We start from the raw sequence: 24,695 nt of genomic DNA on the forward strand, positions 1-24,695 counted from the left end.
ATCTAGAAAATTTATGTTGACTAGTATCCCAGTTATCGTGTTGGGTGTGCCCATCAACGAGGGCGGAGCAAGTGTGCTAGCTGGGAGGAAATCAGATCATCCAAATTGGGGTGAAGGCTGATCTGGCGTGACCACTTGTAAGGTTTCGAACACGATCGCCGGTCAAAGACGACTGGAAGAAAACAAGACCTGAACCTGATCTGGGAGGATAGAATGTTCAATTTTTCACTAAAGACGTTGGCTGTGACGGCTGTTTTGTTGGGCGGGGTTTCGACCGCGCAAGCTGATGTCACACTGCGCGGGGCAAGCATGTTTGATGAAGAACATGCATTCACTAAGACCTTGCGCGAGTTTGAACGACTGGTCGCAGAGAAATATGATGGCGAGGTCGAATTTGATCTGCGCCTGAATGGTGAGCTTGGGGTTGAATCCGATTACGTCACCTACCTCAACCAAGGTGTCGCCGTAGATTATACGATCCTTGCCCCGTCCAACATGGCGGTGTTTTCAGAGTCCATTCCTTTGATGGATATGCCTTTCCTGTTCCGTGATCTTGAACACTGGGATGCGGTCCTTTCGTCGGATGCGCTGAAACCCCTTGAGGACGATCTGCGCGAAGCTGCAGGTATCGTGATCGTCGGGTATCACGGCGGTGGTGTACGGAATCTCGCCTCTGCTGAGCCCATCACAAACATGGAAGAGCTTGCGGGACATCGTATGCGCGTCATGGGGGCCCCAATTCAGGCCCAGACATTCTCAGCTGTTGGAGCGGCACCATCTGCCATTGCCTACAACGAAGTCTATAACGCAATCCAAACAGGCGTCATTGCCGGATTTGAGAATGAAGCGGCCTCGATCCAGAACCTGAAGTTCTACGAAGTTGCGCCGCATGTCTCATTGACCCAGCACACGATCACGGTGCGCCCAATTGTGATGTCAGCAAAAATCTTCGATGAACTGCCTGCTGAGTTGCAAGCCGCTATCATGGATGCCGGCACCGAGGCCGGTGCTTTTGGCCGCGCGTTGGAGAGCGGTCAGGACGGCGAAAAACTTCAGGCAATGATCGACGCAGGTCAGATCGAAGTGCATGAGTTCGAGGGTCGCGAGAAAATGCTGGAACTGGTTCAGCCAGTGCAGGACGCCTATGCCGAAGAGCTGGGCGCGACAGAACTGCTCAACAACGTTCGCGGAATGTGATCTCCCAGCTGACGGGCGAGTAAGTAATCAAACTCGCCCGTTGGCATAAATCCCGATGCGCTTGGCGCGTCACATTGCGATGTAGGGTGGAACATGCTTGGAAAATATCTGGATAGGTTCTGCACTGGGCTTCGTATATTGCTTGGCGTGATGATGGGGGCATTGGCGATACCGGTCGCGATGCAAGTTGTCTCTCGCTACACCGGTTTGATCCCAACTTATCTTTGGACTGAAGAGCTGGCGACGTTCCTGTTCGTCTGGATCGTGATGATCGGGTCTATTGTCGCTGTTTGGGACGGCACCCATTTTGACGTTCGAATTACCCGCAACGCAATGAGACCGCTGCCACGTTTGTTCCAAGACGGCATCGTTCACGTTGCCATCATGATTTTTGGGGCGTTCTTCCTGTTTTACGGCATCGAATACACCGAATTTGGGGGCAAACAGCGGTCGGTAATGATGCGTGCAAATCTTGCGATTACGCACATCTCGGTCCCGATTGCCGGAGGGTTTTGGTTTCTCCTGTCAGGCTACCGGTTGTCCGAAACCATCGCGAAATATCTAAACCGAGAGAGCAGCCAGACATGATCCTCGATACTGCAACTGCCGCCACGATGCTTATTGCTGGCTTTCTGGTGCTGATTTTCATCCGCATCCCAGTGGCATTCGCATTGGGTTTGGCGACCCTCCCGGTTGTGTTGCTTGAGCTGCGGCTGACCCCGTTCATCGTGCTGGATCGGATGTTCCAATCCTATAACTCCTTCATCTTATTGGCCGTTCCATTCTTTCTACTGGCGGCCAACCTGATGAATTCCGGCAAAGTAACCGACCGGCTGATCGAACTGGCCCGTGTGCTAACCGGCTGGATGCCCGGCGGATTGGGTCATGTAAATGTCGCTGTGTCGATGCTGTTCGCTGGTATCTCCGGATCTTCCACAGCAGATGCGGCGGGTATCGGAAAAATCCTGATCCCAGCCATGCAGAAAGAGGGGTACGACACGCGGTTTGCCGTTGCTATCACGGCCTGCTCTTCGGTGATGGGGGTCATCATCCCGCCGTCGATTTTGATGATCGTTTGGGGCGGTGTCATGCAGGTCTCTGTCGGCGCATTGTTTTTGGGCGGCGCGATTCCGGGCCTGATGATTGGCCTCGCCTTGATGGCTACGGTCTATGGTTTCGCAAAAGCCCGCAATTACCCGGTGACGGCGACGCCGAACTGGGGTGAATTCTGGGCCGCTTGGAAAGGCGCCGCACTGGCCCTTTTGACACCGGTCTTTGTGATTGGCGGTATTGTAGGTGGTCTTGTCACGCCAACTGAAAGTGCAATCATTGCGGCGGGTTATGCGCTGATCTTGGGTATGTTTGTCTATCGGACGGTCACTGTCAGAGATTTGGGTACGATCCTCTATGACACCGCACGATTTGCAGCCATCTCTCTGTTTGCGATCGGCACCGCCTCGGCATTCGGATGGCTACTGTCGTTCTACGATGCGCCGCGCCTGATTGTCAGCGTTCTGACTGCTTGGGAGTTCGGGGCATTTGGAACGGCTATCTTGATTGCCCTTCTGTTTCTTCTCTTTGGCCTGTTCATCGATGCAATCCCGACAATCATCATTCTTGGCACGGTTCTGATGCCGGTGGCACAGGCGGGTGGGGTCGATCCAATCGCATTTGCCATCATCGGTATCGTTTCGCTTGCCTTCGGGCTGGTGACGCCGCCCTACGGCTTGTGCCTGCTGATCTCAGCGGCAATTGGCGGCCTGAATGTTGTGCAAGTCCTGCGTGAGGTCGTGCTTATCCTTGCCCCAATGCTGGTCATCCTCATTCTGTTGGCGGCATTCCCCGAAATCATTCTGTGGCTCCCAAAGGCAGTTATGCCGGGGGCGTTCCGATAATGGCGTCTCAACTTGCGCTGTGAGCGCTCTGAGAGGGCCGCCAACTGAAACCCGTGACACAAGCGAAGCTGGCGCTTTGTAATAGGAAGGACCGACATGAAACTTGCAGGTAAAACCGCCATTGTAACCGGAGGAGGCCGTGATATTGGCCGCGCGGTTGCGATCAAACTCGCCTCTGAAGGCGCAAATGTTGCGATCAACTATTTTTCCAGCTCAAACGGCGCGGATGAAGCTGTTGCCGCAATCGAAGCCAACGGCGGTAAGGCGATTGCCGTGCAGGGCGACCTGAACAAGAAGGCGGATGTTGACGCGCTTGTGTATCGCACGGTCGAAACCTTTGGCGGCGTCGATATTCTGGTCAATAATGCAGGCGGTCTGATCGCCCGCAAAACCATTGCGGAAATGTCTGTTGAACATTGGGACGCCGTGATGAGCCTGAATCTGACCAGCACATTCCTGATGACGCAGGCTTGCCTGTCCAGGATGACGTCTGGAACTATCGTCAATCTCGCCAGTCAGGCCGGGCGCGATGGTGGTGGACCGGGTGCCGTCGCCTATGCCACAGCCAAGGGCGCGGTCATGACCATGACACGCGGTTTGGCAAAAGAGGTCGGCCCAGACATTCGTGTGAATGCACTTTGTCCTGGCATGATCGATACCGATTTTCACAATGTTCATACACCTGATGCTGGTCGACGCGGCTTTGAAGCCAACGCACCGCTAAAGCGTCAGGGTCATGTCGATGACGCTGCAAATCTCGTTTTATTTCTGGCCTGCGAGGACAGTGCCTTCATCACGGGCGCAAACATTGATCTCAACGGTGGCATGCTGTTTTCCTAACAAGCAAGGAGAGAACCTGTGCCCAATTTCCCGATCGTCTCTACAGGTGAACATGTCACGCGGCAGGTGCTATCTGATCATCCTGACCTCATGGTTGTTGCCTTCCGGTTTCACGCGACCGGGGCGATTGGTGCCCTGCACAGCCATCCGCATGTGCAGGCGACCTATGTCGAAAGCGGTCGATTTCGGTTTACGTTGGGTGAGCACGAACAAGAGTTTGGCCCCGGTGAAAGTTTTGTCATCCCGCCCGGCCAAACCCATGGCTGCACATGCCTGGAACCTGGGACATTGGTCGACAGTTTCACGCCCCGCCGCGATGATTTTCTGTAACTGATATGCGTGTACTAGCAATCGGCGAATGCATGGCAGAACTTGCCCCATCTGAACGGTTTGGTGAATTCAAGCTTGGTTTTGCGGGCGATACCTTCAATACAGCATGGTATCTTGCACAAATCGCCGCAGATATCGACGTCAACTATCTGACGGCTGTCGGAGATGATGCGATTTCGCAGGATCTGCGGGCGTTCATGAAAGACAGCAGGATATCCGACACGCACGTCCAAGTCATTGCGGGCAAAACGATTGGGCTATATCTCATCCATCTCAGCAATGGTGAGCGCAGTTTTTCATACTGGCGCAGCGACTCTGCCGCCAGGCAACTTGCGGTCGACGAGATTGCACTCGGGCGGGCAGTTAAGGGCGCAGACTTAATCTACTTTTCTGGAATAACCCTCGCTATTCTCGATCCACAATCACGCGAAATGCTGTTCGATGCGTTGCGTCGTGCACGTGCATCCGGAACGACTGTTGCCTTTGATACAAATCTAAGACCACAGCTTTGGTCTACGCCGCAGGAAATGACAGACACAGTTATGAAAGCTGCTGCGCAATCCGATATCGTTCTGCCATCTTATGATGACGAAGCCGTATGGTTCGGGGACGGCGATTCAATTGCGACGCTGGATCGGTATGCAAAGGCTGGTGTCGATCAGATTGTCGTCAAGAACAGCGCGCAGCCTGTGGTTTTTCAAAAAGCAGGTCAACGTGGAGAGGTAGGCGTTGATCCAGCGAGGGGCATTGTCGATACCACTGCGGCAGGGGACAGTTTCAATGCAGGTGTCTTGGTAAGCGTTGTTAGGCAGGATGATTTGGCAACAGGCATACGCAAGGGGTGTCGTCTGGCAGGCCATGTCGTCCGTCACAAAGGCGCACTCGTCCCGGTTAACTTAGATCTTGGTAAGGATGAGACGGGTTAGTGATACGTCTTGATCAAGGAGTAGCAAGATCATGAAACAGACTTGGCGCTGGTTTGGTCCTTCTGATGCGATCTCCATTGGCGAAATCAGGCAAACCGGTGCAACCGGCATCGTCTCAGCCTTGCACCATGTTCCAACAGGAGAGGTTTGGTCAGTCGAGCACATCAAAGAGCGGCAGCAACAGATTGAGCAGCCCGGAGGCGTTCCATCTGGATTGACCTGGGACGTTGTTGAAAGCGTTCCGGTGTCCGAAGCGATCAAATCGCAAACCGGCCCGGTAAGGCAACACCTTGAAATGTACAAGGAAAGCCTACGTAATTTGGCCGAATGTGGCATTCACACAGTCTGCTACAACTTCATGCCAGTGCTGGATTGGACGCGCACAGACCTGAGCCATCCGCTGCCACATGGTGGGCACGCAATGCGGTTTGATCTCTTGGATTTTGTCATGTTCGATTGTTTCATCCTATGCAGGCAACGCGCGGAGCAAGATTATTCAGCGGTGATCATAGAAGCCGCACGGGTCCGGTTTGCAGATCTGGGTGATGGAGATCGCCTGAAACTGTCGAACAATATCGTCGCTGGTTTGCCGGGGGCGAACGACAATTGGTCTCTTGAGGACGTGAAACGAAACCTCGACGCATATGTTGGCATGACGCCCGAAACCCTCCGCTCCAACCTGGTTGATTTCCTTTCCGAGGTTGTTCCAACGGCCGAAGGCCTCGGCGTCCGGCTCTGTTGCCATCCGGATGACCCACCTTTTCCACTGCTTGGGCTTCCACGGGTCATGTCGTCGCAAAGTGATTACGCGACCGTGTTGGATGCCGTTGACAGCCCGGCAAACGGAGCAACGCTATGCACCGGGTCATTGGGTGTTGCCGAAGACTTCGACCCAGTATCCTTCATTGCTCAGCACGGCCATCGGATCCACTTTGTACATCTTCGCAATACCGTGCGGGACGGTTCAAGCGACCGCAATCGCCATAGTTTTTCCGAGTCCGAACATTTGGCCGGAGACACAGATATGGTTGCAACAATTCGCGCCTTGATGGTCGAAGAAACGCGGCGCCGCAATCAGGGGCGATCAGATTATGAGATTCCCATGCGCCCGGACCATGGCCACGCTTTGCTGAACGATCTCGCTCGTCCTTCCCAGCCCGGCTACCCGCTCATAGGCAGAATGCGCGGCCTCGCCGAACTGCGCGGTGTTATGCACGGTTGCACTTTGATTTCACCTGGGTCCGATGCCAATATTCGCGGCATTTAAGCGAGCGTCTGCTCCTCCGGACAGATCAGACCTTTTGCTGGGCTTGATGATACCAGTTTGTGATCAGAAGACGATAGTAACCAATCGGCAGAAGTCCGCTTTGTCCGCAGTGCGTAAATTCAGTCCCTGATCCTTGCTGCACTCTGCATGAATGGCGGCTTTTCCCGCTGCCCGACAGCACCATACTTTACGCTACCGCAGCATTTCCCACGCCGCGAGCGCACGCAGCATGAAAACCGGACTCACAAAATGGGTTCATCGCTGACGTTCTCTGCATACACGATCAAGGGCTGCTATTGGGCAAATTAAGGACCTTTACGATGCAGCAAATGCAATGGTCGGCCATTTGCGTGGTGGACTTGGGGTCGCCACGATCCTCTCCTGCACCATATTCGCAGCCATTTCCGGTTCGTCTGTAGCCACAGCACTTAACTATTGGCTCGACCGCTATCCCGCAGATGAAGCGCTTCAACTACAGCCCCAGCTATTCCTACGGTGTGATTGCAGCGGGCGGTATGCTCGGGATTCTAATTCCTCCCTCTGGGCCTCTTATTCTCTATGCCATTGTAACCGAGGCCTCGATCGGAGCTCTTTTCCTAGCCGGGTTGGTGCCGGGTATCATGATGGCTGTCATATTCGCGGTTTGGGCGATGGTCAGCGCTGGGTTTGGGGGCACAGTTGTCTCTCAACCATTTGCAGGTATGGGCGTTATTTGGTCACGTATGAGACAGTCGATCTGGGCTTTGTTGATGCCACCGGTGGTTTTGGGCGGGATCTACCTCGGAGTATTTACTGCCACTGAAGCAGCTTCTATTGGCTGCCTTTACGCGCTGTTCATCAGCGTAGTTGTTTACCGCAATTTCGGTCTGAACGACCTTTGGGTGACTGCGTTTGAGACTGTACGCACAACGGCGATGCTGTTCATGATCCTGGCTGCTGCGGCGCTGTTTGGTCACGCCGTAACCATTATTCGCCTGCCCATAGAGATCGTCGAACAAGTGACGGCAATGGGCCTCAGCCCCGCCATGTTTGTCGTAGCTGTTATGCTGCTCATTCTGGTGCTGGGTATGTTTTTGGAGACCATCTCGATCATCCTGATCACGACGCCAATCGTTTTTCCTGTCATGCTGGCATTGGGGATCGATCCAATTTGGTACGGCATCCTGCTAATGATCAACCTCGAACTTGCGCTGATCACACCTCCCGTGGGGATGAATCTCTTCGTCATCAAGGGCATTGCCAAAGCCCCTTTGTACGAGGTCATTCGCGGCGCCTTGCCATATGCAGCGCTAATGCTGCTGGGCCTGATCCTCGTCTTTGCATTCCCACCTTTGTCCACGTGGCTTCCCGAGGCGGCGGGGTTCGGCGGCTAAACAACGCGTTCATGAAACTCCTTGAGTATTACCCTTTTCATCCTTAACGCCATATCTCAATAGGATTTGACCCCATGGCTAGGGCTCGTTTGAGACACTAACCGTATACTTTCTGGGTCAGAAATGCCCGACGTTTAGGTCAGAATTGAATGACGTGATCCTCCGACTCATTGAGGTTTTGGCTGTCAATTGAGTCAAAGGTCAGTGACGTTCCACCTTTCTTGGTCTGGTCGTCATTTTGTGGATCAGTGTCGGAAACAGTGAACTCTCTCCCCGTATTTCCCAAGTAGCATAGCTTTGACAGCGAACGTTGTCAGTCACAGAAGCTGTCAAACGGGCCCGACCCGGAGCTGTTTTTAGACCGGTGTCATTACCGAAGGGAGTTGATCATGGCGAAACTACTTGATCCGTTTCAGCTCAAGCACCTGACGCTGCGCAACCGTATCGTCAGCACCTCTCACGCGCCCAATTACGTCGAAGATGGTCATCCGCGAGACCGTTACAGGCTGTATCACGAAGAAAAGGCCAAGGGTGGCGTCGCCCTGACAATGATCGGAGGATCGACAAATATCGCTGCCGACAGCCCCTCGGTATTCGGCCAGCTTTATGCCGGCGACGACAGTATCGTTCCCTGGTTTCGGAAGCTCACGGATGGCGTGCATCTGCATGGGGCCGCTATCATGTGTCAAATCACTCATATGGGACGCCGCACTGCTTGGGATGATGGGCATTGGTTGCCGGTTATTGCCCCGTCCGGCGTTCGCGAACGCGCGCACCGCGCCTTTCCCAAAGCAATGGAACAAGAGGACATTGAACGAGTGATCGGCGATTATGCCGCTGCGGCGCGACGTTGTCAGCGGGGCGGGTTCGATGGGATCGAGCTTCTGTCCCACTCGCATTTGCTGGGCCAGTTTCTGTCTCCACTCACCAACCAACGCGACGATGCCTTTGGTGGAACGTTGAAGAACCGCATGCGCCTGACCCTGCAGGTATTGGATGCGGTGCGCGCAGAGGTCGGTCCGAAGTTCATACTGTCCATGCGCATCACCGGCGATGAGTTGATTGAGGGCGGGCTGAGCGCCGAGGACTGCATTGCCGCCGCCCGGATGCTGGAAGATAGTGGCCATGTCGACCTGCTCAACATCCTGGTCGGGGCACCCTACGATGACCTTGGCCTTGCTGAATGGGTGCGTCCTATGGGTCTGCCAGCCGCTCCGCATATTACTGTGGCCGGACGCATCCGCGAAGCCGTCAACCTGCCGATTCTGCATGCAGGCGGCATCGCAGACATTGCAACGGCTCGCCACGCGGTTACAGGCGGCCATGTCGATCTGGTCGGCATGACGCGCGCCCAAATGGCTGATCCTTATTTGGTGGCAAAACTGGCACGCGGGGAAGAGGATCGTATCCGTACCTGTGTTGGCCTCGGGTATTGCGTGGACCGGGTCAATCAGGGCAAGCCCGCCGTGTGCGGACACAATGCCGCCACCGGGCGGGAGCAAACTTTACCCCATGTCATTCCTGCCAGCCGCACCCGAAGGAAGGTGGTTGTCGTCGGCGGCGGACCTGGCGGGCTGGAGGCAGCGCGGGTCAGTGCCTTGCGCGGTCACGATGTGGTTTTGTTCGAGGCGTCAGATCGGCTGGGGGGGCAGCTTGTTTTGGCAGCCAAGGGCGGGACACGCAGGCAGATATGGGGTGTTGCCGATTGGTTGATTTCCGAGGTTACCACCCTTGGTGTTGATCTTCGCATGAATACCTATGTCGAGGCCGGTGACGTGCTTAGAGAAGCCCCGGAATTAGTCATTGTTGCTACCGGAGGATGGCCCGAGCCAGTATCCATTCCGGGCGGCGATCTGGCGCTCTCCAGTTGGGAGGTTCTGTCAGGAGAAGCGCGTGTCTCGGGCGAAGTTCTATTGTTCGACGAGATTGGAGACCATCCCGCGGCAGTCACTGCCGACATGTTGGCAGGCGCTGGCCACAGCGTCGAACTTGTGACCCCCGACCGGGCGATTCTGCATGACCTTGGCCCAACGACCTCTGCCGTTGCTTTGCGCGATCTGGCAGCCAACGGGGTGACCTTTACCTGCCTCCACGAACTCCGTGCTCTAAGCCAAGAGGGAAACCGGGTGTGCGCCAGCCTGCGCAATGTCTTGACCGGTGATATCACCAAGCGTCTTGTCGACCACGTGGTTGTCGAGCAAGGTCTAATCCCGACGGACGCGCTCTATCACGATCTAAAGCCAAGTTCGCGAAACCTTGGGCAGGTTGATCACAAGGCGCTGATCAATGGTTCATTCCCGTTCAGGGAAGACGAGCCGGATGGCCAGTTCTATCTGGCCCGAATTGGTGACGCGATCGCAGGCCGCAATATGCACGCCGCGATTCTCGACGCTATGCGTATTTGCTGTTCAGCCTGAGCTGCGCTTCGAGCATTTTTCATCAGTTGCGGCGAAGGCAAAGCTGTACCTCGGCCCGCATCGAAAAACCTTCAGGAAAGCAGAAGTTCGCAGCACTCGCACAGAGACCTAGTTTGCAGACGAAAAGCAGATCTTAAGTTCGAAATACGATGCTTGCTCTACGCTGGAGGAAGCGGCCGCCTCAGCAAAGGGCTGCCTAAACAATGCGACATCAAAATACGCTCCCGATACTCAAACTTGGTGCTGTAAACAGGCTTGGCGGTTCAAAACCCACCGGTGCAGAAAACCAATGCTCGTTGAATTTTCTTGCAGAACCAGCAGTACAGTGTTGAGATTGCTTCTGTCATTGGGAGGCTGGTCGGATGTTGATCTGGCCAACGCAATTAGATCAACTAGCGACTTAGAGCGACCGCCACTAGCGACGAATTGACGAGTATCGCGCTGAAAATTTCGGCACGACACATAGGGGAGGAAAGAAATTGAAAAATCTGACGACGACGCTGGCGGGATCGCTGATAGCATTTGCGGCTTCGCTAACTGCGGCCCAAGCTGAGAAGCTGACGTTTTACTGCTCGGCACAGGAAGATTGGTGTCAACTCATGGCGCGCAGTTTCGAGGATGCCACCGGCATAGACGTCAATATGACCCGCAAGTCCTCGGGCGAGACGTTTGCACAAATTCGCGCGGAAAGTTCTAACCCTAAAGGCGATGTATGGTGGGGCGGTACCGGTGATCCCCATTTGCAAGCCGCCGAAGAAGGCCTGACGATGGAATACGTGTCGCCGATGCGTGACCAGCTTCACGACTGGGCGATCTCGCAGGCTGAAAGTGCAGGTAACAAAACCATCGGAATTTATTCAGGCGCACTCGGCTACGGTTATAACTCCGACCTCTTGGCCGCGAACAGCTTGCCCGAGCCCGCATGTTGGAAAGACTTGCTGAAGCCCGAGTATAAAGGGCACGTGCAAATGGCGAACCCGAATTCCTCGGGCACCGCTTATACGACGCTTGCCTCGATGGTTCAGATATTTGGCGAAGACGACGGCTTTGAGTTCATGAAGGGCCTACATTCGAATATCAACCAATACACCAAGTCGGGTTCAGCCCCAATCAAGGCCGCCGGCCGGGGTGAGAACACCATCGGTATCGTCTTCATGCATGATGCGGTCAAGCAGGCCGTATCAGGTTTTCCGGTCAAGGTCGTGGCCCCATGCGAGGGCACAGGCTATGAGATCGGCTCGATGTCGATCATTGATGGCGCTCGAAATGAAGAAGAAGCCAAAAAGTTCTATGACTGGGCCCTCAGCCCCGAGGCCCAGAACCTTGCGCTTGAGGTTAACGCCTTCCAGGTTCCGTCCAACAAAAATTCGGAGACCTCTGAAAGCGCACCTGACATGAGCCAGATCAAGCTTATTGACTATGACTTCAAAAAGTACGGCTCGTCTGACGAACGCAAGCGTCTCTTGCAGAAATGGGACGAAGAGGTCTCAGTACTGCCACAGTAAGTGACTGACACCACACCAAAAACGAACCACCCGGTTCTGATCTTCTGGATTGTTGCCGGGTGGGTCGGATTCTGCCTGCTGCCATGGTTCATGGTGGAGGATGGCATTTGGTCATTCGTATGGCTGGTCGATGGATATCCGTTCGATGAAGATTATGCGCCTGCCGCTTTCCTGATCGGACAGGGCGAAAAGCTGTGGCTTACGCCGCTTTTGGTCCCGCTTACCTTGCCTTTGTTGATACTCGGCAAACCAAAGTCCGATCCACAATATGCACGTATCCTGATTTTGGCTGGTGCCTTGGGTTTTGGCTGGCTGATTGCGCAAGGGTTCTCAATTGGCATTCGCGGGTTCAATTTCGACTGGATGAAGGCGCTGTTCGGAGAACCGAAGATCCGCCAGTTCGGCATGGGATACGGCGCGATGATCTGCGCCACAGCGTTCCTGTTCCTTTTAACTCAGGGTATTGCGGCGCGCGGTGCCATCAACGGCGACGTTTTCGTCGTCAGTGCAATTGGCGGCGTAATCACCATTGTTACAATTTTCGTCTTCTTTCCAATTGCGAAGATGTTGTTTGCCGCCTTCGTTACCGAAGATGGTGCCTATTCAGTTTCGGTTTTTGCCTCGAAATTCTTTGATGACCGACTTTGGGGTTTGGGCTGTTTTGCCGGTGCCAAATGCGGCGCCGCGTGGAACTCTCTGTTTCTTGCAGTTCTTGTGGGCTTCATCACGACGGCACTTGGACTATGTTTTGCACTTGTCGTCACACGGTCAGGTTTTCGTTTTAAACGCGGGATGCGCGCGTTGACAGTTTTGCCGATTATCACACCGCCCTTCGTGATTGGTCTTGCACTGATCCTGCTGTTTGGGCTTTCCGGTTCGGTCACCAAATTTGTTGCTGAGATATTTGGTGTGCAGCCTACGCGCTGGCTTTATGGCATGCCCGGGGTGCTGATCGCTCAGACTCTGGCATTTACGCCGATCGCCTTTCTGGTTTTGATCGGGGTGGTCGAAGGGGTGTCACCTTCGATGGAAGAGGCCGCCCAAACCCTTCGAGCCAATCGTTGGCAAACATTCAAAACCGTGTCCCTGCCTCTGATGCGTCCCGGCCTGGCCAATGCCTTCCTGCTTGGGTTCATCGAATCCATGGCCGATTTTGGCAACCCGCTTGTTTTGGGCGGGAATTTCGATGTGCTGTCGACCGAGATTTTCTTCGCCATCGTCGGAGCGCAATACGATCAGGGCCGTGCTGCTGTTCTGGCCATGGTGCTCTTGTTCTTCACACTTTCCGCCTTCTATGCGCAGCGCGCGTGGCTGGGGAAAAAGAGTTATACCACCGTTTCCGGCAAGGGCGACGCGGGTGTGCACCCCTTGATGCCGCGCGGCCTTGCCATACCGGTTCTGGGCATTGCAATTGCCTGGGCGGTTTTCACTGCCGTGGTTTACGGGATGATCATCTATGGAAGTATCGTCGAACTGTGGGGCGTTGATAACTCGCTGACGTTCAAGCACTACGTCACAGCCTTTTCGGTTCGCTTCGAAGAAGAAGGTATTCGCTGGACCGGAGCCGCCTGGGACAGTTTCTGGACCACAATCACCATTGCTGCCATTGCCGCACCGTTGACGGCCGCCGTAGGGTTGGTCACTGCCTATCTGCTGACACGGCAAAGTTTTGCGGGAAAGAATGCGTTTGAGTTTGGCACGATGCTCTCTTTCGCTATTCCCGGCACGGTTATTGGCGTCAGCTATATCCTGGCATTCAACGTGCCCCCGATCGAGATCACTGGCACAGGCGTTATCCTTGTCGTCAGCTTTATCTTCCGCAATATGCCGGTTGGGGTTCGCGCGGGTATTGCGTCTATGTCACAATTAGACAAGTCGCTTGACGAGTCTTCGCTGACGCTCGGTGCAAATTCCTGGCAGACTTTCAGGCGGGTAATTCTTCCTCTTTTACGGCCCGCTATCCTGGCTGCGTTGGTTTACAGTTTTGTCCGGGCAATGACGGCGATATCGGCGGTGATATTCCTTGTTTCCGCCGAGTATGACATGGCCACCAGCTACATTATCGGTCGGGTCGAAAACAACGATTACGGTCTTGCAATCGCATATTCCACAACGCTGATCTTCGTGATGTTGGCGGCAGTCGGGATGTTACAAATCCTCGTAGGCCGTGTTCAGATCGGGCGACGTACACAACTCGGGACAGAGAAAACGACATGACCGAAACGACTATAGCAAGTAAGGCCGCGCCTGTTCGTTTCGAGGGGGTTTCGAAAGTGTTCGGCAGGGATGTGGTGGCTGTCGACAGCATCGATCTACACGTCCAGGCTGGCAAGTTGGTGACGCTTTTGGGCCCTTCTGGTTGCGGCAAAACGACGACGTTGCGCATGATCGCAGGTCTGGAAATGGCGACCTCGGGCCGAATTCTGATCGGCGACCGAGACGTGACCAAATTACCCGCTACCGACCGTGACGTGTCGATGGTATTCCAATCCTACGCGCTTTTTCCGCATATGAGCGTGCTAGAGAACGTCATGTATGGGTTGACCTTTTCCGGCTTTGACAAGCGCGAGTCCCGATCGCGCGCGCTGCATGGGTTAGACTTGGTTGGCCTGAAGGGCTTCGACAATCGTTTGCCAAGCGAACTTTCCGGCGGGCAGCAACAGCGCGTTGCCGTCGCTCGTGCATTGGTTTTGGAACCGCAGGTTTTGCTCTTTGACGAACCTCTCTCAAACCTCGATGCAAAACTGCGCCGCCAGGTGCGCGAAGATATCCGCGCCATTCAGCAAGATCTCGGTTTGACCGTCGTCTATGTGACTCACGATCAGGAAGAAGCCCTTGCCGTTTCAGATGAGATTGTCGTCATGCGCAACGCTGCCATCGCACAGATCGGCACGCCGCGTAAACTATATGATGCGCCGGTTGACCGGTTCGTGGCCGATTTCATTGGTGAGGCTAACCTGATCAGTTGCACTATTCTTTCCGTTAATGGCGATTTAGCCACGATCGAAATCGAGGGCTATCAACACACGCTCCCCTCTCGTGGCCTAACGCCTGGTCCCGCAACGCTGGCCGTGCGCCCGTCACGGATATTGATTGGATCTGATATCGGCATCCCGGCCAAAGTTGCCAAGGCGACCTATGTTGGCGTGCGGATGGAGTACACTCTGGCCGGTGCCTTCGGGCAGGTATTTGCTGTGCAGGACGACGTGGACGAGCCACTGGAAATCGGCTCGGAAGTCAAAATGTCTTTTGCCGAACGTGGCCCCGTTCTGTTGCCGGAAGGGTGACGTGGGTAAACTTTTAGTCGTCTCTCAACCGGAGGTCGTCCTTGAGCCAGAGACACCGGTCACCGAATGGGGTTTGAGTGAAATTGGCCGCGCCCGAGCCGACACATTTTCACAAAGCAAGGCCATGTCTAGCGCGACAGATATCTGGTCCAGTACCGAGCGAAAAGCGTCCGAAACAGACGCTATCCTTGCAAAGCCTTTGGGGCTGGTTGCGAATTCCGAGCCTGGATTGAGTGAGAACGACCGAAACACTACCGGGTTCCTTCCTCCCTCGATATTCAAGGTCCACCGCTGACACCCTTTTTCAAGGCACCTATGTCCAGCTTCTGCAGTTGGGAAACAGCCCATGCCGCGCAACTGCGTATCGTTCGAACAGTCTTGTCAATCGTCATAAACCAAGACGGAAAAGACCTGGCCATTGTAACCCAAGGCGCGGTCGGAACACTGCTTTGGTGCCATCTTGCAGGGCAGAAAATCGATCGTCGGATTGTTCAACCTGGTCTGGGCCACTTCTGGCGTGCGGATATTAAAACTCTTCAACCTGAATTCGGGTCGAGCCCGATTGCCTGAAGGACGTTAGTCGTTCCAAGCGTCGTCGCAGATCATTTTCAAGGTCTCGAACACGGCCGGTGTGCCAGCGATTACGCGACCACCGTCCCGGATCATCCCGTCGGCGTCTTGATCCTCGATCTCGCCACCTGCTTCGGCAATCATCAACTGACCGGCGAGGCAATCCCAGGCGTTCATGTGCTCTTCAATGTACCCCAATAGACGTCCCGCCGCGACATAGGCCAGCGAAAGCGCACCGCTTGCATTGCGATGATAAAGAGCGCCACGTTCGATAAGGGCCGCAATCACCGGTATGACTTTTGATGCCTCGACCCGGTTCGAATAACCTATTGAGACGGTTCCACTTGCCAGCTCCACGCTTGAGGCAACCTGCATGGCGTGTCCATTCAAAGTGGCACCTTCGCCTCGGACCGCCACGTAAGTTTCACCAACGTTTGGCTCGAAAATCACACCGACCTGCGTCTGACTGTCTGAGACGCCCGCTAAGACAATCGTCCAGGCCGGAATGCCATTGACGAAGTTCGTTGTCCCATCAATCGGATCGATCACCCAGTCAAAACCGCTGGAGCCAGCTTTTTCGGCGTGTTCTTCGCCATAAATCCCATCATCAGGAAAAGAGTTCATAATCTTTTGACGAATGAAGGTTTCGACGTTGCGATCCGCCTCGCTGACCCAGTCTTGCGCGCCTTTTTGATCAATGACCAAGGTGTCTCTGGAAGCAAAATACTCTAGTGCAAGCGCGCCCGCCTCTTCGGCTACCGCAACGGCGAAGTTTCTTCGTGCAATGATGTTATGCATAGGTCGGCTCACTTCCTGCTAAATGCAACACCATCCCTAGTGGATGGGGTGTCAGAACACAAAACAGTGTTTGCCAGACAGAAATCCACTTTCTTCGAGTCGCCCGAGTTTCTGTCGAAAGAATATGCCAATTAAAGCACTCATTCACTTCCGTGCAGTGAAGTCGCATATTGCTCGTGACCCTCGCCGGATTTTGAGAACACTGCATCGCAGCACTTGAAGTTGCGATGATGGTCCGCTTCGGGTTGCCAGCGAGAGCGGCCCAGAGATGTTATATTTCAATGGCTTCAGCAATAGCCAGGGCATCTTCAAGTTCAACACCAAGATACCTGACCGTGCTGTCCATCTTTGTGTGCCCCAACAGAAGCTGGAAGGCGCGAAGCCCAAAGCTCCATATGCTGCGCCCTGCATCATAGTCCGCTTTCGTTCAGTCGATCCAATGAGTCAAATCACATGATCACTATTGTTCCCTTCATATGTGGATGAAACGCACAGAAATATTTTGTTTCCATACCTTTAGTAACCTCAACTTTGGCGCTGACACCGTTTGGGATCTCCCCAGTGTCCCATCCGAACTCATCTGCCGTGGCCGTATGTGGCGCCAGATCTTCATTGGTCCATTGAATGGTATCACCAACAGACACGTTCAGAAGCTTTGGCGTGAATGCGAATGCTTTGATGCTGACTTCGTGGACTACTGGTTCTGCCGCCAGGGCCCGCGTTCGGGTTAAAGCGAGAACGGCCGCCGATGCGACCGCTCCAACCATTACGCGACGGCGTGAATGGGCTTTTCCCATCACTGCAGTGCCTCGACCATCATTTCGGCGTGGCCTTCATGGGCTTTAAAGATCTCAAGTCCCTGCTCGAACAGAGCCTTCACCTCGGCATTGTCGATATTGGGGATCATTGTGTTCTCCACCAGATCATTCACCGCCTGGTGATAGGCCAATTCATTGGCTGCATAAGCGGCATCAAACTCTGCTCCACGCAGCTTGACGAAGCCATCGATGATCTCTTCGGCATTGGCATTCAGCGTTTGGCTGAACGCATTGTCCTGCGCTGACGCGCCCAGTTTTTCGAGCAGGCCCAAGGCCGCTTCGTTCACGGCAGTATGGTCGCGGATCATCGTGTTTGCGAATTCATGGATGTCGGGGTTCGACGACAAAGCCAGCGCCAGATAGGCATACCGAATGTCGATGTTATCGGCCGTATAGGCAATGTGAGCGTATTCGAGATCGCTCATCTCGGCGACGTCCTGCGCAGAGGCTTGAGCGCCAGTCATGGCAAGTGCCACAGCAAATGCGGAAATCAGTTTCTTCATTTTGGAGACTCCACTGAGTGTTACGATGGCAATAGGAGTAATCCGAACCGGGAAGTGAGATATATGCGGGAACGTTCGATTTTCTGTGCAGATCGTTCAAGCTACTGTACAAAAACGCCAAATACTGCCATGAAAATGCATGCTTGATTTGCTTAGCGATATCCTTACGAAACTGTCTGTTCAAGGCGCGCTCTATTTTCGAACTTCGTTGACCACCCCTTGGGGGATTGAAGTTCCCAAGTTCAATAACGTCGCCCGATTTCATTTTGCTCATAGGGGCAATTGCCTGATCGAAGTTGAAGGATATGAAAAAGTGGTGGGGCTGGAGCAGGGCGATCTGTTGATTGTTCCGCATGGCGCGTCACACAAGTTGTACTGCGCGGCTGAAACGAGAGATGCAGTTTTGCCGCTGGACACGGTCATCGAACGGTCGGGATACACTGGGACTGGGGTTCTGGTTTACGGCGGCGACGGCGATGAACGTGACACGCAACTTATCTGCGGCCATTTTTCATTCGACCCTCATGCAAAACATATACTGTTGGAACGCCTTCCACCGATCATTCACCTCAGGAATTACGGGGAATCCGCTGGAAAATGGATGGAGGCGACACTGCGCATGATCGGAGATGAGGCCGGGGGTCTTCGCCTCGGTGGCGATCTCATTGCTTTGAAGATGTCAGAAGCCATACTTGCGCAGGCCATACGTTCGTTTGTGGAAAGTGACGAATCCTCGAGGTGGGGCTTGAACGGATTCTCTGATCACCATCTGGCTCGGGCTCTTGACGCGTTTCACAAGGATCCAAGCGCATCCTGGACGATAGAAACAATGGCGCGCATTGCAGGCATGTCACGAACAAACTTTGCCGTTCAGTTTCAGAAAAAGATGGCGATGTCGCCAATGCAATACGTAACAGCTTGGCGGCTGGAGATCGCCAAACGCTGTCTTACTGACCCATCAAGTTCTGTTTCGGATGCGGCAGAACGCGCTGGATACGCATCGGATTCTGCTTTTGCACGCGTTTTCAAGAGGGAAATCGGCCTCTCACCTGCCGGCTTCCGTCGGCAAATCACGTTATCATCGGCGCAATAAACCGGACGGGATCTGTTGCGAAGTTTTAACTTGCCACAGTGATATCTTTGTACCGGCGGACTAAGCCGCCAGCTCCGCAAATTGCCGAAACGGACAGACACCGGGCGTGATTTGTCCTTTGCGGATTATGTGCACCACTTCTATTCCGTCGAGCGTTTTGCTGTGGATGTCGACGGCTGGGTAAAGATAGACCCACGCGCCTTTCCCCTTGATGTAGGTCGTACCATGCGCACTATAATAGGTATTGACAATACCTATTATAGTGCGCAGATAGTGAGGCGTATCGTTAAGGTAGATCCGATGACTCGTACCATGCCAATTCGGCCACATATGTTTGACATCACAGCGGATGAAATCGCGACTTTGGTCAACCGGTTCTATGCGCGCATCAGAGTGCATCCTGATCTGGGGCCGGTATTTGACAGGGCAATCGAAGATTGGCCCGAACACGAAGAAAAGATCGCAGCCTTTTGGCGCGGCGCCATTCTACGAGAGACAGGCTATTCGGGTAACCCGATGCAGGTTCACCTGGCGAACTCTGAAATCCTGCCAGAACATTTTCGCCTGTGGCTCGACCTGTTCGAAGACACCGCAAAAAAAGCCCTTAAACCTGCAACCGCCGAAGCGTTCTCACATTTGGCCAGGAGGATCGGTAAGGGCTTGTCATTCGGAATTGAGAACTTTCGTCGAGAGGCTGACGCTCCGCCGGTGTTGTCATGACGGTCTCTGTCTATACCAAAGCTCAGGTCATCTCTGATCCTCCCGCACGCGTTGTCAAACGTTGGCTGCAGTCGGGCTGGGGCGACGTGAAACGCAACCCGGGATATTCCTTGCTTTACGGTGGTTCACTCGTAGTTCTGGGGTGGATTTGCGTTGCGGCCCTGATGCTCAACGATCTTGGTTGGGTTTTGTTGCCTTTGCTAGCTGGCGGCGTTTTGGTCGGACCACTTGCAACGATTGGTCTTTATTCCGTAGCAAGCGGTAAAACAGGGCTCAGAGCGGCCACGGGTCAGATTACGTTGGTGGGCGTCATACTGATGGTTTTTGCCCTAATCTGGATTCGCGCGGCCACAGTTATGTTCGCCATAGTCTACGGGCTGCGCCCATTCTCAAGCTTCGCAGATACGCTGCTTTTGCTGATTACTACGCCATCAGGATGGGCGCTGTTGATCGCAGGATCATTGGTTGGCGGGCTGTTTGCGGCATTAGGGTTTGCGGTGTCAGCGTTTTCATTGCCAATGCTGATCGACCGCAAGATCGATGGCTTCTCGGCTATGGGGCTCAGCTTCAACGCCACCACTCACAACTTCAAGCTTTGCTTGTGCTGGGGAGCCATCATCACTCTTTTGACTTTGGTTGGAATACTGTCCGGGCTACTGGGTTTGGTCGTGGTGTTCCCATTGCTCGGGTACGCGACCTGGCATGCTTATGCCGAGCTTTTTCATGGAGATGCATAAATGACTGAAGCGCTTCCAAAAGGCGTGGTGCACTATGCGACCTCGCGGTTCACGCATGAGACATTGCCAGAAAAGCTACGCAAAGATCACAGCACCAAAGCGGGTGTCTGGGGTCAATTGGCTGTGCAACATGGGCAGCTTCTACTGTGCCGGGATGACAAGGATGACCTAGTTCTGGGCGCAGGGGATACTGCTGTGTTCGCACCACAGCAAACTCATTCGGTGAATCCGATTGGCGAAGTCGAGTTTGAAGTACGCTTCCACCGGCAGGAGGCGCCCGATGCAGCGTGAGAGTTTTCTTGAGGATGCTGCCGTCCTGTGTGCCCTTGCTTTGATCTTTGTCGGTGGCGTAGCCATACTTGGTTGGGGGGTTCCTACCGCCTACGTGCTGCATGGTTGGTTGATCGCAATAGCCGCTGGTTGGGGGTTGATGTGGATGATCAACCGTTTGAGCGAGGCCCCAAAGGACATCCCTTTAGAATACAATGACAAGGTCATTCGGTTTGGTGTCATCGCCGCGCTGATTTGGGCAATCATAGGGTTCACGGTTGGAGATATCCTCGCCTGGCAGTTGGCGTTTCCAGCACTGAACGGCGATATGTTCTGGTCGAACTTCGGCCGGTTGCGCCCGGTTCATACATCTGCCGTGATTTTTGGTTTTGGCGGCAACGCGTTAATCGCGACGTCGTTTTATGTGGTCCAACGTACCTCGCGCGCCAGATTGGCCAGTGAATCGCTGCCCTGGATGGTGTTCTGGGGGTACAATCTGTTCATGGTCCTTGCGGCGACCGGCTACCCCTTGGGGATCACCCAATCCAAGGAATATGCCGAACCGGAATGGTATATGGATCTGGTTTTGCTGATCGTCTGGGTTGGTTATCTTGGTCTGTACCTAAAGACGCTCTCTCGCCGGGCTGAACCGCATATCTATGTGGCTAACTGGTACTACCTGGCCTTCATCGTTGTCATCGCGATGCTGCATACGGTGAACAACCTCTCGGTTCCGGTTTCCATTGCCTATCCCAAAAGCTACTCGCTATTTTCCGGCACACAGGATGCAATGACGCAATGGTGGTATGGGCACAATGCTGTTGGCTTCCTGCTGACCGCCGGGTTCCTAGGGATGCTGTATTACTTCTTGCCCAAAGCTGTGAACCGGCCAATCTACTCTTACCGAATGTCAATTGTTGGCTTCTGGGGGATCACCTTCCTGTATCTCTGGGCTGGCTCACATCACCTTCACTACACGGCACTACCGGACTGGGTTCAGTACCTTGGCATGACCATGTCGATCATCCTGCTGGTCCCGAGCTGGGCCTCTGTGTTCAACGGCATCCTTACGATCAACGGGGCTTGGGATAAGGTCCGGACGGATCCGGCGGTCCGGTTTATGATGGTCGCGATTCTGTTCTACGGACTGTCGACATTCGAAGGGTCGTTCATGGCGATCCGTCCGGTCAATTCGCTGAGCCACTACACGGATTGGACCGTCGGCCATGTACATGCGGGGGCGTTGGGCTGGGTCGCCTTCATCACCTTTGGTGCCATGTATAAAATGGTGCCCTGGATTTGGAAACGAGATGGCGTGTATTCATTGCGGCTGGAGGCATGGCACTTCTGGCTCGCCCTGAGCGGGACGCTGATTTACGTCGGCGCAATGTGGAACAGTGGCATCACACAATCACTGATGTGGCAGACCTATGATGCGGATGGTGCGTTTCTTTATTCCTTCCTCGACAGTGTGATCGCGATGCATCTTTACTATGTCGCCCGTGCGATCGGGGGGCTGCTGTATCTAATCGGAGCGTGCATCGGTGCATACAACATCTACATGACGGTCAGTGGGCCGCGGCAAGCCGAGACCAGGCAATCCGGACCTTTGGTCCAGCCGGCGGAGTAGCAGCCCATGAGTACACAACACCAAAAGCTCGAACGCCACTCACTTGGCTTTGCCATGGCTATCCTGCTGGTTGCATCAATCGGTGGCATTGTTGAAATCGCCCCTTTGTTCACCATCGAAAACACGGTGGAAGAAGTCGACGGCATGCGGCCCTACACTCCGCTGGAACTGGCAGGGCGCGATATTTATGTGCGCGAGGGCTGCTATGCCTGCCACAGTCAAATGATCCGCACCCTACGGTCGGACATCGAACGCTATGGGCACTACAGCCTGGCCGCCGAAAGCATGTATGACCACCCGTTCCAATGGGGCTCGAAACGTACAGGGCCGGACTTGGCGCGAGTTGGCGGTAAATACTCTGACGCATGGCATGTGGCGCATCTGGAAGCGCCACGAGAGCTGATGGAAGGCTCGATCATGCCTGGTTATGCGTTTTTGTCTGACGCGCGGCTGGAAACAGGCCACCTGCCTGCCTCTTTAAGAGCCCTTAGCCGCGCCGGGGTGCCTTACACAGATGCTCAGATCGAAAATGCGGAAAAGGATGCTGCATGGCAAGCAGATGCCGAGCAATATTATGAAGGTGAACTGCAAGAAAGTTACGGTGAAAACGTTCAGGTCAGGGATTACGACGGGCACCCGAGTGAGTTGACGGAAATGGATGCCCTTGTGGCCTATCTGCAGGTTCTTGGCACATTGGCCGATCTGGATTCGTTAAACCTTGAGGAGGTTCAACGATGACACATGATACGGTTCTCGTTTTCTCCAAGACCTGGGGTGCAATCTACCTGCTGGTCGTCTTTCTTGCCGCAGTTGTCTGGACCTACTGGCCCTCACGGCGAAAAGTCTACGATGACGCTGCGCAATCTCCGCTGGACCATCAGGAGGATCAGCCGTGGCGCTAAAGGAAAAGGATCCGATTTCCGGTACTGATCTGACCGGCCACGAGTGGGACGGTATCAAAGAGTTGGACACACCTGTTCCCTGGGCGGCCCGATGGGCTTTGTGGATCAGTATCATCATCGCAGCACTGTTTTGGGTGTTCTACCCATCCTTCCCAGGTGCGCGCGACTATGCAAAAGGGCTGTTGGGGTATTCATCCCGATCAGAGGTTGTTGCAGAACTTCAGCAAGCGAATGCTGATCGTGAAATGACATTTGCGCCTTTTGCGTCACAGGATCTCGAAGAACTGGCCGCAGACCCAACACTGGAGGCAAGGTATAGCGCGTCGATTTCCAAGCTTTACGCTGACAATTGTGCCGCTTGTCACCGGAATGATCTGAAAGGGCAGCCTGGTTTTCCCGATCTGGTAGACGGACATTGGCTGTGGTCAGGCGCACCGGAAGAGGTTGAGGCGACCATACGCTATGGGATCAATGCGCAGCATGACGATACACGGATTGCACAGATGCTGGCGTTTGGCGCAGAAGGCATGATCGAAAAGCAGCAGGTTGAAGAGGTTACAGAATTTGTCTTGGCCCTCTCTGGAAAGCAGCATGATGCGACGGCGGCTGGCGCCGGTAGGTTGATCTTCGAAGAAAACTGCGCGGCCTGTCATGGCGGTGACGGGCGCGGGGGCTATGAAATCGGCGCGCCCGATCTAGGTGATGAACGCTGGATCTATGGAGGCGACCGGGATGAGATTTACCATAGCATTTATCACGGTCGGCAAGGTGTAATGCCTGCGTGGGAAGGACGTCTGAGCGACGCCCAGATTCGAATGCTCACGTTGTATCTACTGTGGAATGCAGAAGATGCACCAAGTTGAAGAAAATCCACGATTCCGAAAGGCAATGTATCTGATGATACTGGCCCTTCTGGTCGGCTACATCGGGTTCAAGGCATGGCACCTTTCCGTGGCTTTCGAGGCATGGGACGGACAGGCGATTGTAAAGGCTGTGCCTGGCGCGGCCAAGTAACAATCAAATTATTATAGGACTACAGTTTGCGTATTAATCGCTTGATGCCAGCGCATGACTGACTTCCAACGCTCGGATCAGGTTTTTCATGCCACGGTTCCCTTCCAATACGTCCTGTAAAGTCTTGGTGTCCAAGGCAGCAAAAAACGCCTCCTGAGCTTCGTTCAGAATTGGCAACAATCCACAAGCGGGCGTCATTACACAACAGCCGCCGTCTTCCTTCATGCATTCCACCAAAGGTGTGCCGCGTTCGGATTTTCGTAGTAGGCCGCCAATCGATATCGCATTGGGAGGTAGGGCCATACGCATGCCACCGTTGCGCCCACGCATGGATTCTACATAGCCCTCGTGTGTAAGCCACTGCGAGATCTTGGCCAGGTGATTAAAGGGCAAGTTTTGCATAGCCGCGATCTCACGCGTCGACATCAACCCTTCTTCATGGGTGGCAAGATGGATCAGGATGCGCAGGGCATAGTCGGAGAACTTGGTAATTTGCATAGTTATTCTTCCCATAAAAAATAGGCTTTGAAAATGCCTATTTTATTGACATCTTTTTCTTACCTTTATAATGGGTATTTATAATACCTAATATGGGAGATGGCT

Annotated in this window: 25 protein-coding genes and 2 pseudogenes; 21 read left to right on the plus strand and 6 right to left on the minus strand. The window is 54.1% G+C overall.

All coding sequences use genetic code 11. The features are described from left to right. Window positions 1-213 precede the first annotated feature (213 nt). The 12 genes from AC2FIC_RS04080 to AC2FIC_RS04135 all read left to right on the plus strand — a co-directional run bounded on the left by AC2FIC_RS04080 (window position 214) and on the right by AC2FIC_RS04135 (window position 15,037). Complete coding sequence (locus tag AC2FIC_RS04080) at window positions 214-1,197, plus strand: TRAP transporter substrate-binding protein (RefSeq protein ID WP_496692012.1); 984 nt, start codon at window positions 214-216, stop codon at window positions 1,195-1,197. Between the two features lie 93 nt (window positions 1,198-1,290). Further along, on the plus strand, window positions 1,291-1,785 hold the full coding sequence (locus AC2FIC_RS04085) for a TRAP transporter small permease (protein ID WP_142640369.1): 495 nt from the start codon (window positions 1,291-1,293) through the stop codon (window positions 1,783-1,785). After that, window positions 1,782-3,092 (plus strand): TRAP transporter large permease, encoded by a 1,311-nt coding sequence (locus tag AC2FIC_RS04090; RefSeq protein ID WP_271952730.1) that lies wholly within the window; start codon window positions 1,782-1,784, stop codon window positions 3,090-3,092. Before AC2FIC_RS04085 ends, AC2FIC_RS04090 begins: the two co-directional genes overlap by 4 nt. A 96-nt stretch (window positions 3,093-3,188) precedes the next feature. Beyond that, the gene (locus AC2FIC_RS04095) at window positions 3,189-3,932 is read left to right on the plus strand and encodes an SDR family NAD(P)-dependent oxidoreductase (protein ID WP_271952733.1); all 744 of its coding nucleotides are present in this window, start codon (window positions 3,189-3,191) and stop codon (window positions 3,930-3,932) included. An 18-nt stretch (window positions 3,933-3,950) separates the two neighbouring features. Continuing rightward, window positions 3,951-4,262 carry a cupin domain-containing protein gene (locus tag AC2FIC_RS04100; protein ID WP_142640366.1) on the plus strand — a complete coding sequence of 104 codons (312 nt, stop codon included), beginning with the start codon at window positions 3,951-3,953 and terminating at the stop codon, window positions 4,260-4,262. A 5-nt stretch (window positions 4,263-4,267) separates the two neighbouring features. Continuing rightward, window positions 4,268-5,188 (plus strand): sugar kinase, encoded by a 921-nt coding sequence (locus tag AC2FIC_RS04105; RefSeq protein WP_271952738.1) that lies wholly within the window; start codon window positions 4,268-4,270, stop codon window positions 5,186-5,188. A gap of 31 nt (window positions 5,189-5,219) precedes the next feature. After that, the gene (gene uxuA, locus AC2FIC_RS04110; RefSeq protein ID WP_496692013.1) at window positions 5,220-6,455 is read left to right on the plus strand and encodes a mannonate dehydratase; all 1,236 of its coding nucleotides are present in this window, start codon (window positions 5,220-5,222) and stop codon (window positions 6,453-6,455) included. Window positions 6,456-6,913: 458 nt separating this feature from the next. Next, window positions 6,914-7,828, plus strand: coding sequence for a TRAP transporter large permease (locus tag AC2FIC_RS04115; RefSeq protein WP_496692014.1), 915 nt, complete (start codon window positions 6,914-6,916; stop codon window positions 7,826-7,828). A 389-nt stretch (window positions 7,829-8,217) separates the two neighbouring features. Next, on the plus strand, window positions 8,218-10,245 hold the full coding sequence (locus AC2FIC_RS04120) for an oxidoreductase (protein WP_496692015.1): 2,028 nt from the start codon (window positions 8,218-8,220) through the stop codon (window positions 10,243-10,245). A gap of 479 nt (window positions 10,246-10,724) precedes the next feature. Continuing rightward, window positions 10,725-11,750, plus strand: a complete 1,026-nt coding sequence (locus tag AC2FIC_RS04125) for an ABC transporter substrate-binding protein (RefSeq protein WP_142637631.1) — start codon at window positions 10,725-10,727, stop codon at window positions 11,748-11,750. Next, entirely contained in the window at window positions 11,751-13,967 is a 2,217-nt protein-coding gene (locus AC2FIC_RS04130) for an ABC transporter permease (protein ID WP_496692016.1), read from the plus strand. It begins immediately after the preceding gene. Next, window positions 13,964-15,037 carry an ABC transporter ATP-binding protein gene (locus tag AC2FIC_RS04135; RefSeq protein WP_496692017.1) on the plus strand — a complete coding sequence of 358 codons (1,074 nt, stop codon included), beginning with the start codon at window positions 13,964-13,966 and terminating at the stop codon, window positions 15,035-15,037. Before AC2FIC_RS04130 ends, AC2FIC_RS04135 begins: the two co-directional genes overlap by 4 nt. Window positions 15,038-15,613: 576 nt before the next feature. Here AC2FIC_RS04135 and AC2FIC_RS04140 read toward each other — a convergent pair. From AC2FIC_RS04140 to AC2FIC_RS04155, 4 genes and pseudogenes are all read right to left on the minus strand, one after another. Continuing rightward, window positions 15,614-16,405 carry an inositol monophosphatase family protein gene (locus AC2FIC_RS04140; protein WP_496692018.1) on the minus strand — a complete coding sequence of 264 codons (792 nt, stop codon included), beginning with the start codon at window positions 16,403-16,405 and terminating at the stop codon, window positions 15,614-15,616. 271 nt (window positions 16,406-16,676) lie between these two features. Continuing rightward, a pseudogene (locus AC2FIC_RS04145) lies at window positions 16,677-16,787 on the minus strand (integrase); the annotation flags it as partial. Between the two features lie 67 nt (window positions 16,788-16,854). Then, a complete protein-coding gene (locus tag AC2FIC_RS04150) occupies window positions 16,855-17,172 on the minus strand; it encodes a cupredoxin domain-containing protein (protein ID WP_496692019.1) in 318 nt (105 codons plus the stop codon). Between the two features lie 29 nt (window positions 17,173-17,201). Then, window positions 17,202-17,726 (minus strand): DUF4142 domain-containing protein, encoded by a 525-nt coding sequence (locus AC2FIC_RS04155; protein WP_496692020.1) that lies wholly within the window; start codon window positions 17,724-17,726, stop codon window positions 17,202-17,204. A gap of 139 nt (window positions 17,727-17,865) precedes the next feature. On the opposite strand from AC2FIC_RS04155, the gene AC2FIC_RS04160 reads away from it, so the two are divergent. Next, window positions 17,866-18,819 carry an AraC family transcriptional regulator gene (locus AC2FIC_RS04160; RefSeq protein ID WP_142637643.1) on the plus strand — a complete coding sequence of 318 codons (954 nt, stop codon included), beginning with the start codon at window positions 17,866-17,868 and terminating at the stop codon, window positions 18,817-18,819. A gap of 60 nt (window positions 18,820-18,879) precedes the next feature. Here AC2FIC_RS04160 and AC2FIC_RS04165 read toward each other — a convergent pair. Next, window positions 18,880-18,975, minus strand: a pseudogene (locus AC2FIC_RS04165) (IS6 family transposase); the annotation flags it as partial. Window positions 18,976-19,149: 174 nt separating this feature from the next. On the opposite strand from AC2FIC_RS04165, the gene AC2FIC_RS04170 reads away from it, so the two are divergent. Genes AC2FIC_RS04170 through AC2FIC_RS04205 form a run of 8 tightly spaced genes read left to right on the plus strand, consistent with a single transcriptional unit; the run spans window position 19,150 to window position 24,092 of the window. Then, a complete protein-coding gene (locus AC2FIC_RS04170) occupies window positions 19,150-19,539 on the plus strand; it encodes a group III truncated hemoglobin (protein ID WP_496870020.1) in 390 nt (129 codons plus the stop codon). Beyond that, a complete protein-coding gene (locus tag AC2FIC_RS04175; RefSeq protein ID WP_496692022.1) occupies window positions 19,536-20,276 on the plus strand; it encodes a DUF2189 domain-containing protein in 741 nt (246 codons plus the stop codon). Before AC2FIC_RS04170 ends, AC2FIC_RS04175 begins: the two co-directional genes overlap by 4 nt. Further along, complete coding sequence (locus tag AC2FIC_RS04180; protein WP_496692023.1) at window positions 20,277-20,567, plus strand: TehB family protein; 291 nt, start codon at window positions 20,277-20,279, stop codon at window positions 20,565-20,567. Continuing rightward, complete coding sequence (gene ccoN, locus AC2FIC_RS04185) at window positions 20,557-22,176, plus strand: cytochrome-c oxidase, cbb3-type subunit I (RefSeq protein ID WP_496692024.1); 1,620 nt, start codon at window positions 20,557-20,559, stop codon at window positions 22,174-22,176. Before AC2FIC_RS04180 ends, ccoN begins: the two co-directional genes overlap by 11 nt. 6 nt (window positions 22,177-22,182) lie before the next feature. Next, a complete protein-coding gene (gene ccoO / locus AC2FIC_RS04190; RefSeq protein WP_496692025.1) occupies window positions 22,183-22,914 on the plus strand; it encodes a cytochrome-c oxidase, cbb3-type subunit II in 732 nt (243 codons plus the stop codon). Then, window positions 22,911-23,078, plus strand: a complete 168-nt coding sequence (locus AC2FIC_RS04195) for a cbb3-type cytochrome c oxidase subunit 3 (protein ID WP_281973918.1) — start codon at window positions 22,911-22,913, stop codon at window positions 23,076-23,078. Before ccoO ends, AC2FIC_RS04195 begins: the two co-directional genes overlap by 4 nt. Next, a complete protein-coding gene (gene ccoP, locus AC2FIC_RS04200) occupies window positions 23,069-23,941 on the plus strand; it encodes a cytochrome-c oxidase, cbb3-type subunit III (RefSeq protein WP_496692026.1) in 873 nt (290 codons plus the stop codon). Before AC2FIC_RS04195 ends, ccoP begins: the two co-directional genes overlap by 10 nt. A gap of 25 nt (window positions 23,942-23,966) precedes the next feature. Beyond that, window positions 23,967-24,092 (plus strand): hypothetical protein, encoded by a 126-nt coding sequence (locus tag AC2FIC_RS04205; RefSeq protein ID WP_496692027.1) that lies wholly within the window; start codon window positions 23,967-23,969, stop codon window positions 24,090-24,092. Between the two features lie 33 nt (window positions 24,093-24,125). Here the strand turns inward: AC2FIC_RS04205 and AC2FIC_RS04210 are convergent, their stop codons facing one another. Next, complete coding sequence (locus AC2FIC_RS04210; RefSeq protein WP_281973916.1) at window positions 24,126-24,590, minus strand: RrF2 family transcriptional regulator; 465 nt, start codon at window positions 24,588-24,590, stop codon at window positions 24,126-24,128. Between the last annotated feature and the right edge of the window lie 105 nt (window positions 24,591-24,695).

It is taken from the genome of Ruegeria sp. CDSC079, assembly GCF_059610505.1.

Excerpts from the sequence above, each read along its gene's own strand:
- AC2FIC_RS04080 (WP_496692012.1), top strand. The coding sequence starts at position 214 with ATGTTCAATTTTTCACTAAAGACGTTGGCTGTGACGGCTGTTTTGTTG.
- AC2FIC_RS04085 (WP_142640369.1), top strand. The coding sequence starts at position 1,291 with ATGCTTGGAAAATATCTGGATAGGTTCTGCACTGGGCTTCGTATATTG.
- AC2FIC_RS04090 (WP_271952730.1), top strand. The coding sequence starts at position 1,782 with ATGATCCTCGATACTGCAACTGCCGCCACGATGCTTATTGCTGGCTTT.
- AC2FIC_RS04095 (WP_271952733.1), top strand. The coding sequence starts at position 3,189 with ATGAAACTTGCAGGTAAAACCGCCATTGTAACCGGAGGAGGCCGTGAT.
- AC2FIC_RS04105 (WP_271952738.1), top strand. The coding sequence starts at position 4,268 with ATGCGTGTACTAGCAATCGGCGAATGCATGGCAGAACTTGCCCCATCT.
- uxuA (WP_496692013.1), top strand. The coding sequence starts at position 5,220 with ATGAAACAGACTTGGCGCTGGTTTGGTCCTTCTGATGCGATCTCCATT.
- AC2FIC_RS04115 (WP_496692014.1), top strand. The coding sequence starts at position 6,914 with ATGAAGCGCTTCAACTACAGCCCCAGCTATTCCTACGGTGTGATTGCA.
- AC2FIC_RS04120 (WP_496692015.1), top strand. The coding sequence starts at position 8,218 with ATGGCGAAACTACTTGATCCGTTTCAGCTCAAGCACCTGACGCTGCGC.
- AC2FIC_RS04135 (WP_496692017.1), top strand. The coding sequence starts at position 13,964 with ATGACCGAAACGACTATAGCAAGTAAGGCCGCGCCTGTTCGTTTCGAG.
- AC2FIC_RS04140 (WP_496692018.1), bottom strand. The coding sequence starts at position 16,405 with ATGCATAACATCATTGCACGAAGAAACTTCGCCGTTGCGGTAGCCGAA.
- AC2FIC_RS04150 (WP_496692019.1), bottom strand. The coding sequence starts at position 17,172 with ATGGTTGGAGCGGTCGCATCGGCGGCCGTTCTCGCTTTAACCCGAACG.
- AC2FIC_RS04155 (WP_496692020.1), bottom strand. The coding sequence starts at position 17,726 with ATGAAGAAACTGATTTCCGCATTTGCTGTGGCACTTGCCATGACTGGC.
- AC2FIC_RS04160 (WP_142637643.1), top strand. The coding sequence starts at position 17,866 with ATGCTTGATTTGCTTAGCGATATCCTTACGAAACTGTCTGTTCAAGGC.
- AC2FIC_RS04170 (WP_496870020.1), top strand. The coding sequence starts at position 19,150 with ATGTTTGACATCACAGCGGATGAAATCGCGACTTTGGTCAACCGGTTC.
- AC2FIC_RS04175 (WP_496692022.1), top strand. The coding sequence starts at position 19,536 with ATGACGGTCTCTGTCTATACCAAAGCTCAGGTCATCTCTGATCCTCCC.
- AC2FIC_RS04180 (WP_496692023.1), top strand. The coding sequence starts at position 20,277 with ATGACTGAAGCGCTTCCAAAAGGCGTGGTGCACTATGCGACCTCGCGG.
- ccoN (WP_496692024.1), top strand. The coding sequence starts at position 20,557 with ATGCAGCGTGAGAGTTTTCTTGAGGATGCTGCCGTCCTGTGTGCCCTT.
- ccoO (WP_496692025.1), top strand. The coding sequence starts at position 22,183 with ATGAGTACACAACACCAAAAGCTCGAACGCCACTCACTTGGCTTTGCC.
- AC2FIC_RS04195 (WP_281973918.1), top strand. The coding sequence starts at position 22,911 with ATGACACATGATACGGTTCTCGTTTTCTCCAAGACCTGGGGTGCAATC.
- AC2FIC_RS04205 (WP_496692027.1), top strand. The coding sequence starts at position 23,967 with ATGTATCTGATGATACTGGCCCTTCTGGTCGGCTACATCGGGTTCAAG.
- AC2FIC_RS04210 (WP_281973916.1), bottom strand. The coding sequence starts at position 24,590 with ATGCAAATTACCAAGTTCTCCGACTATGCCCTGCGCATCCTGATCCAT.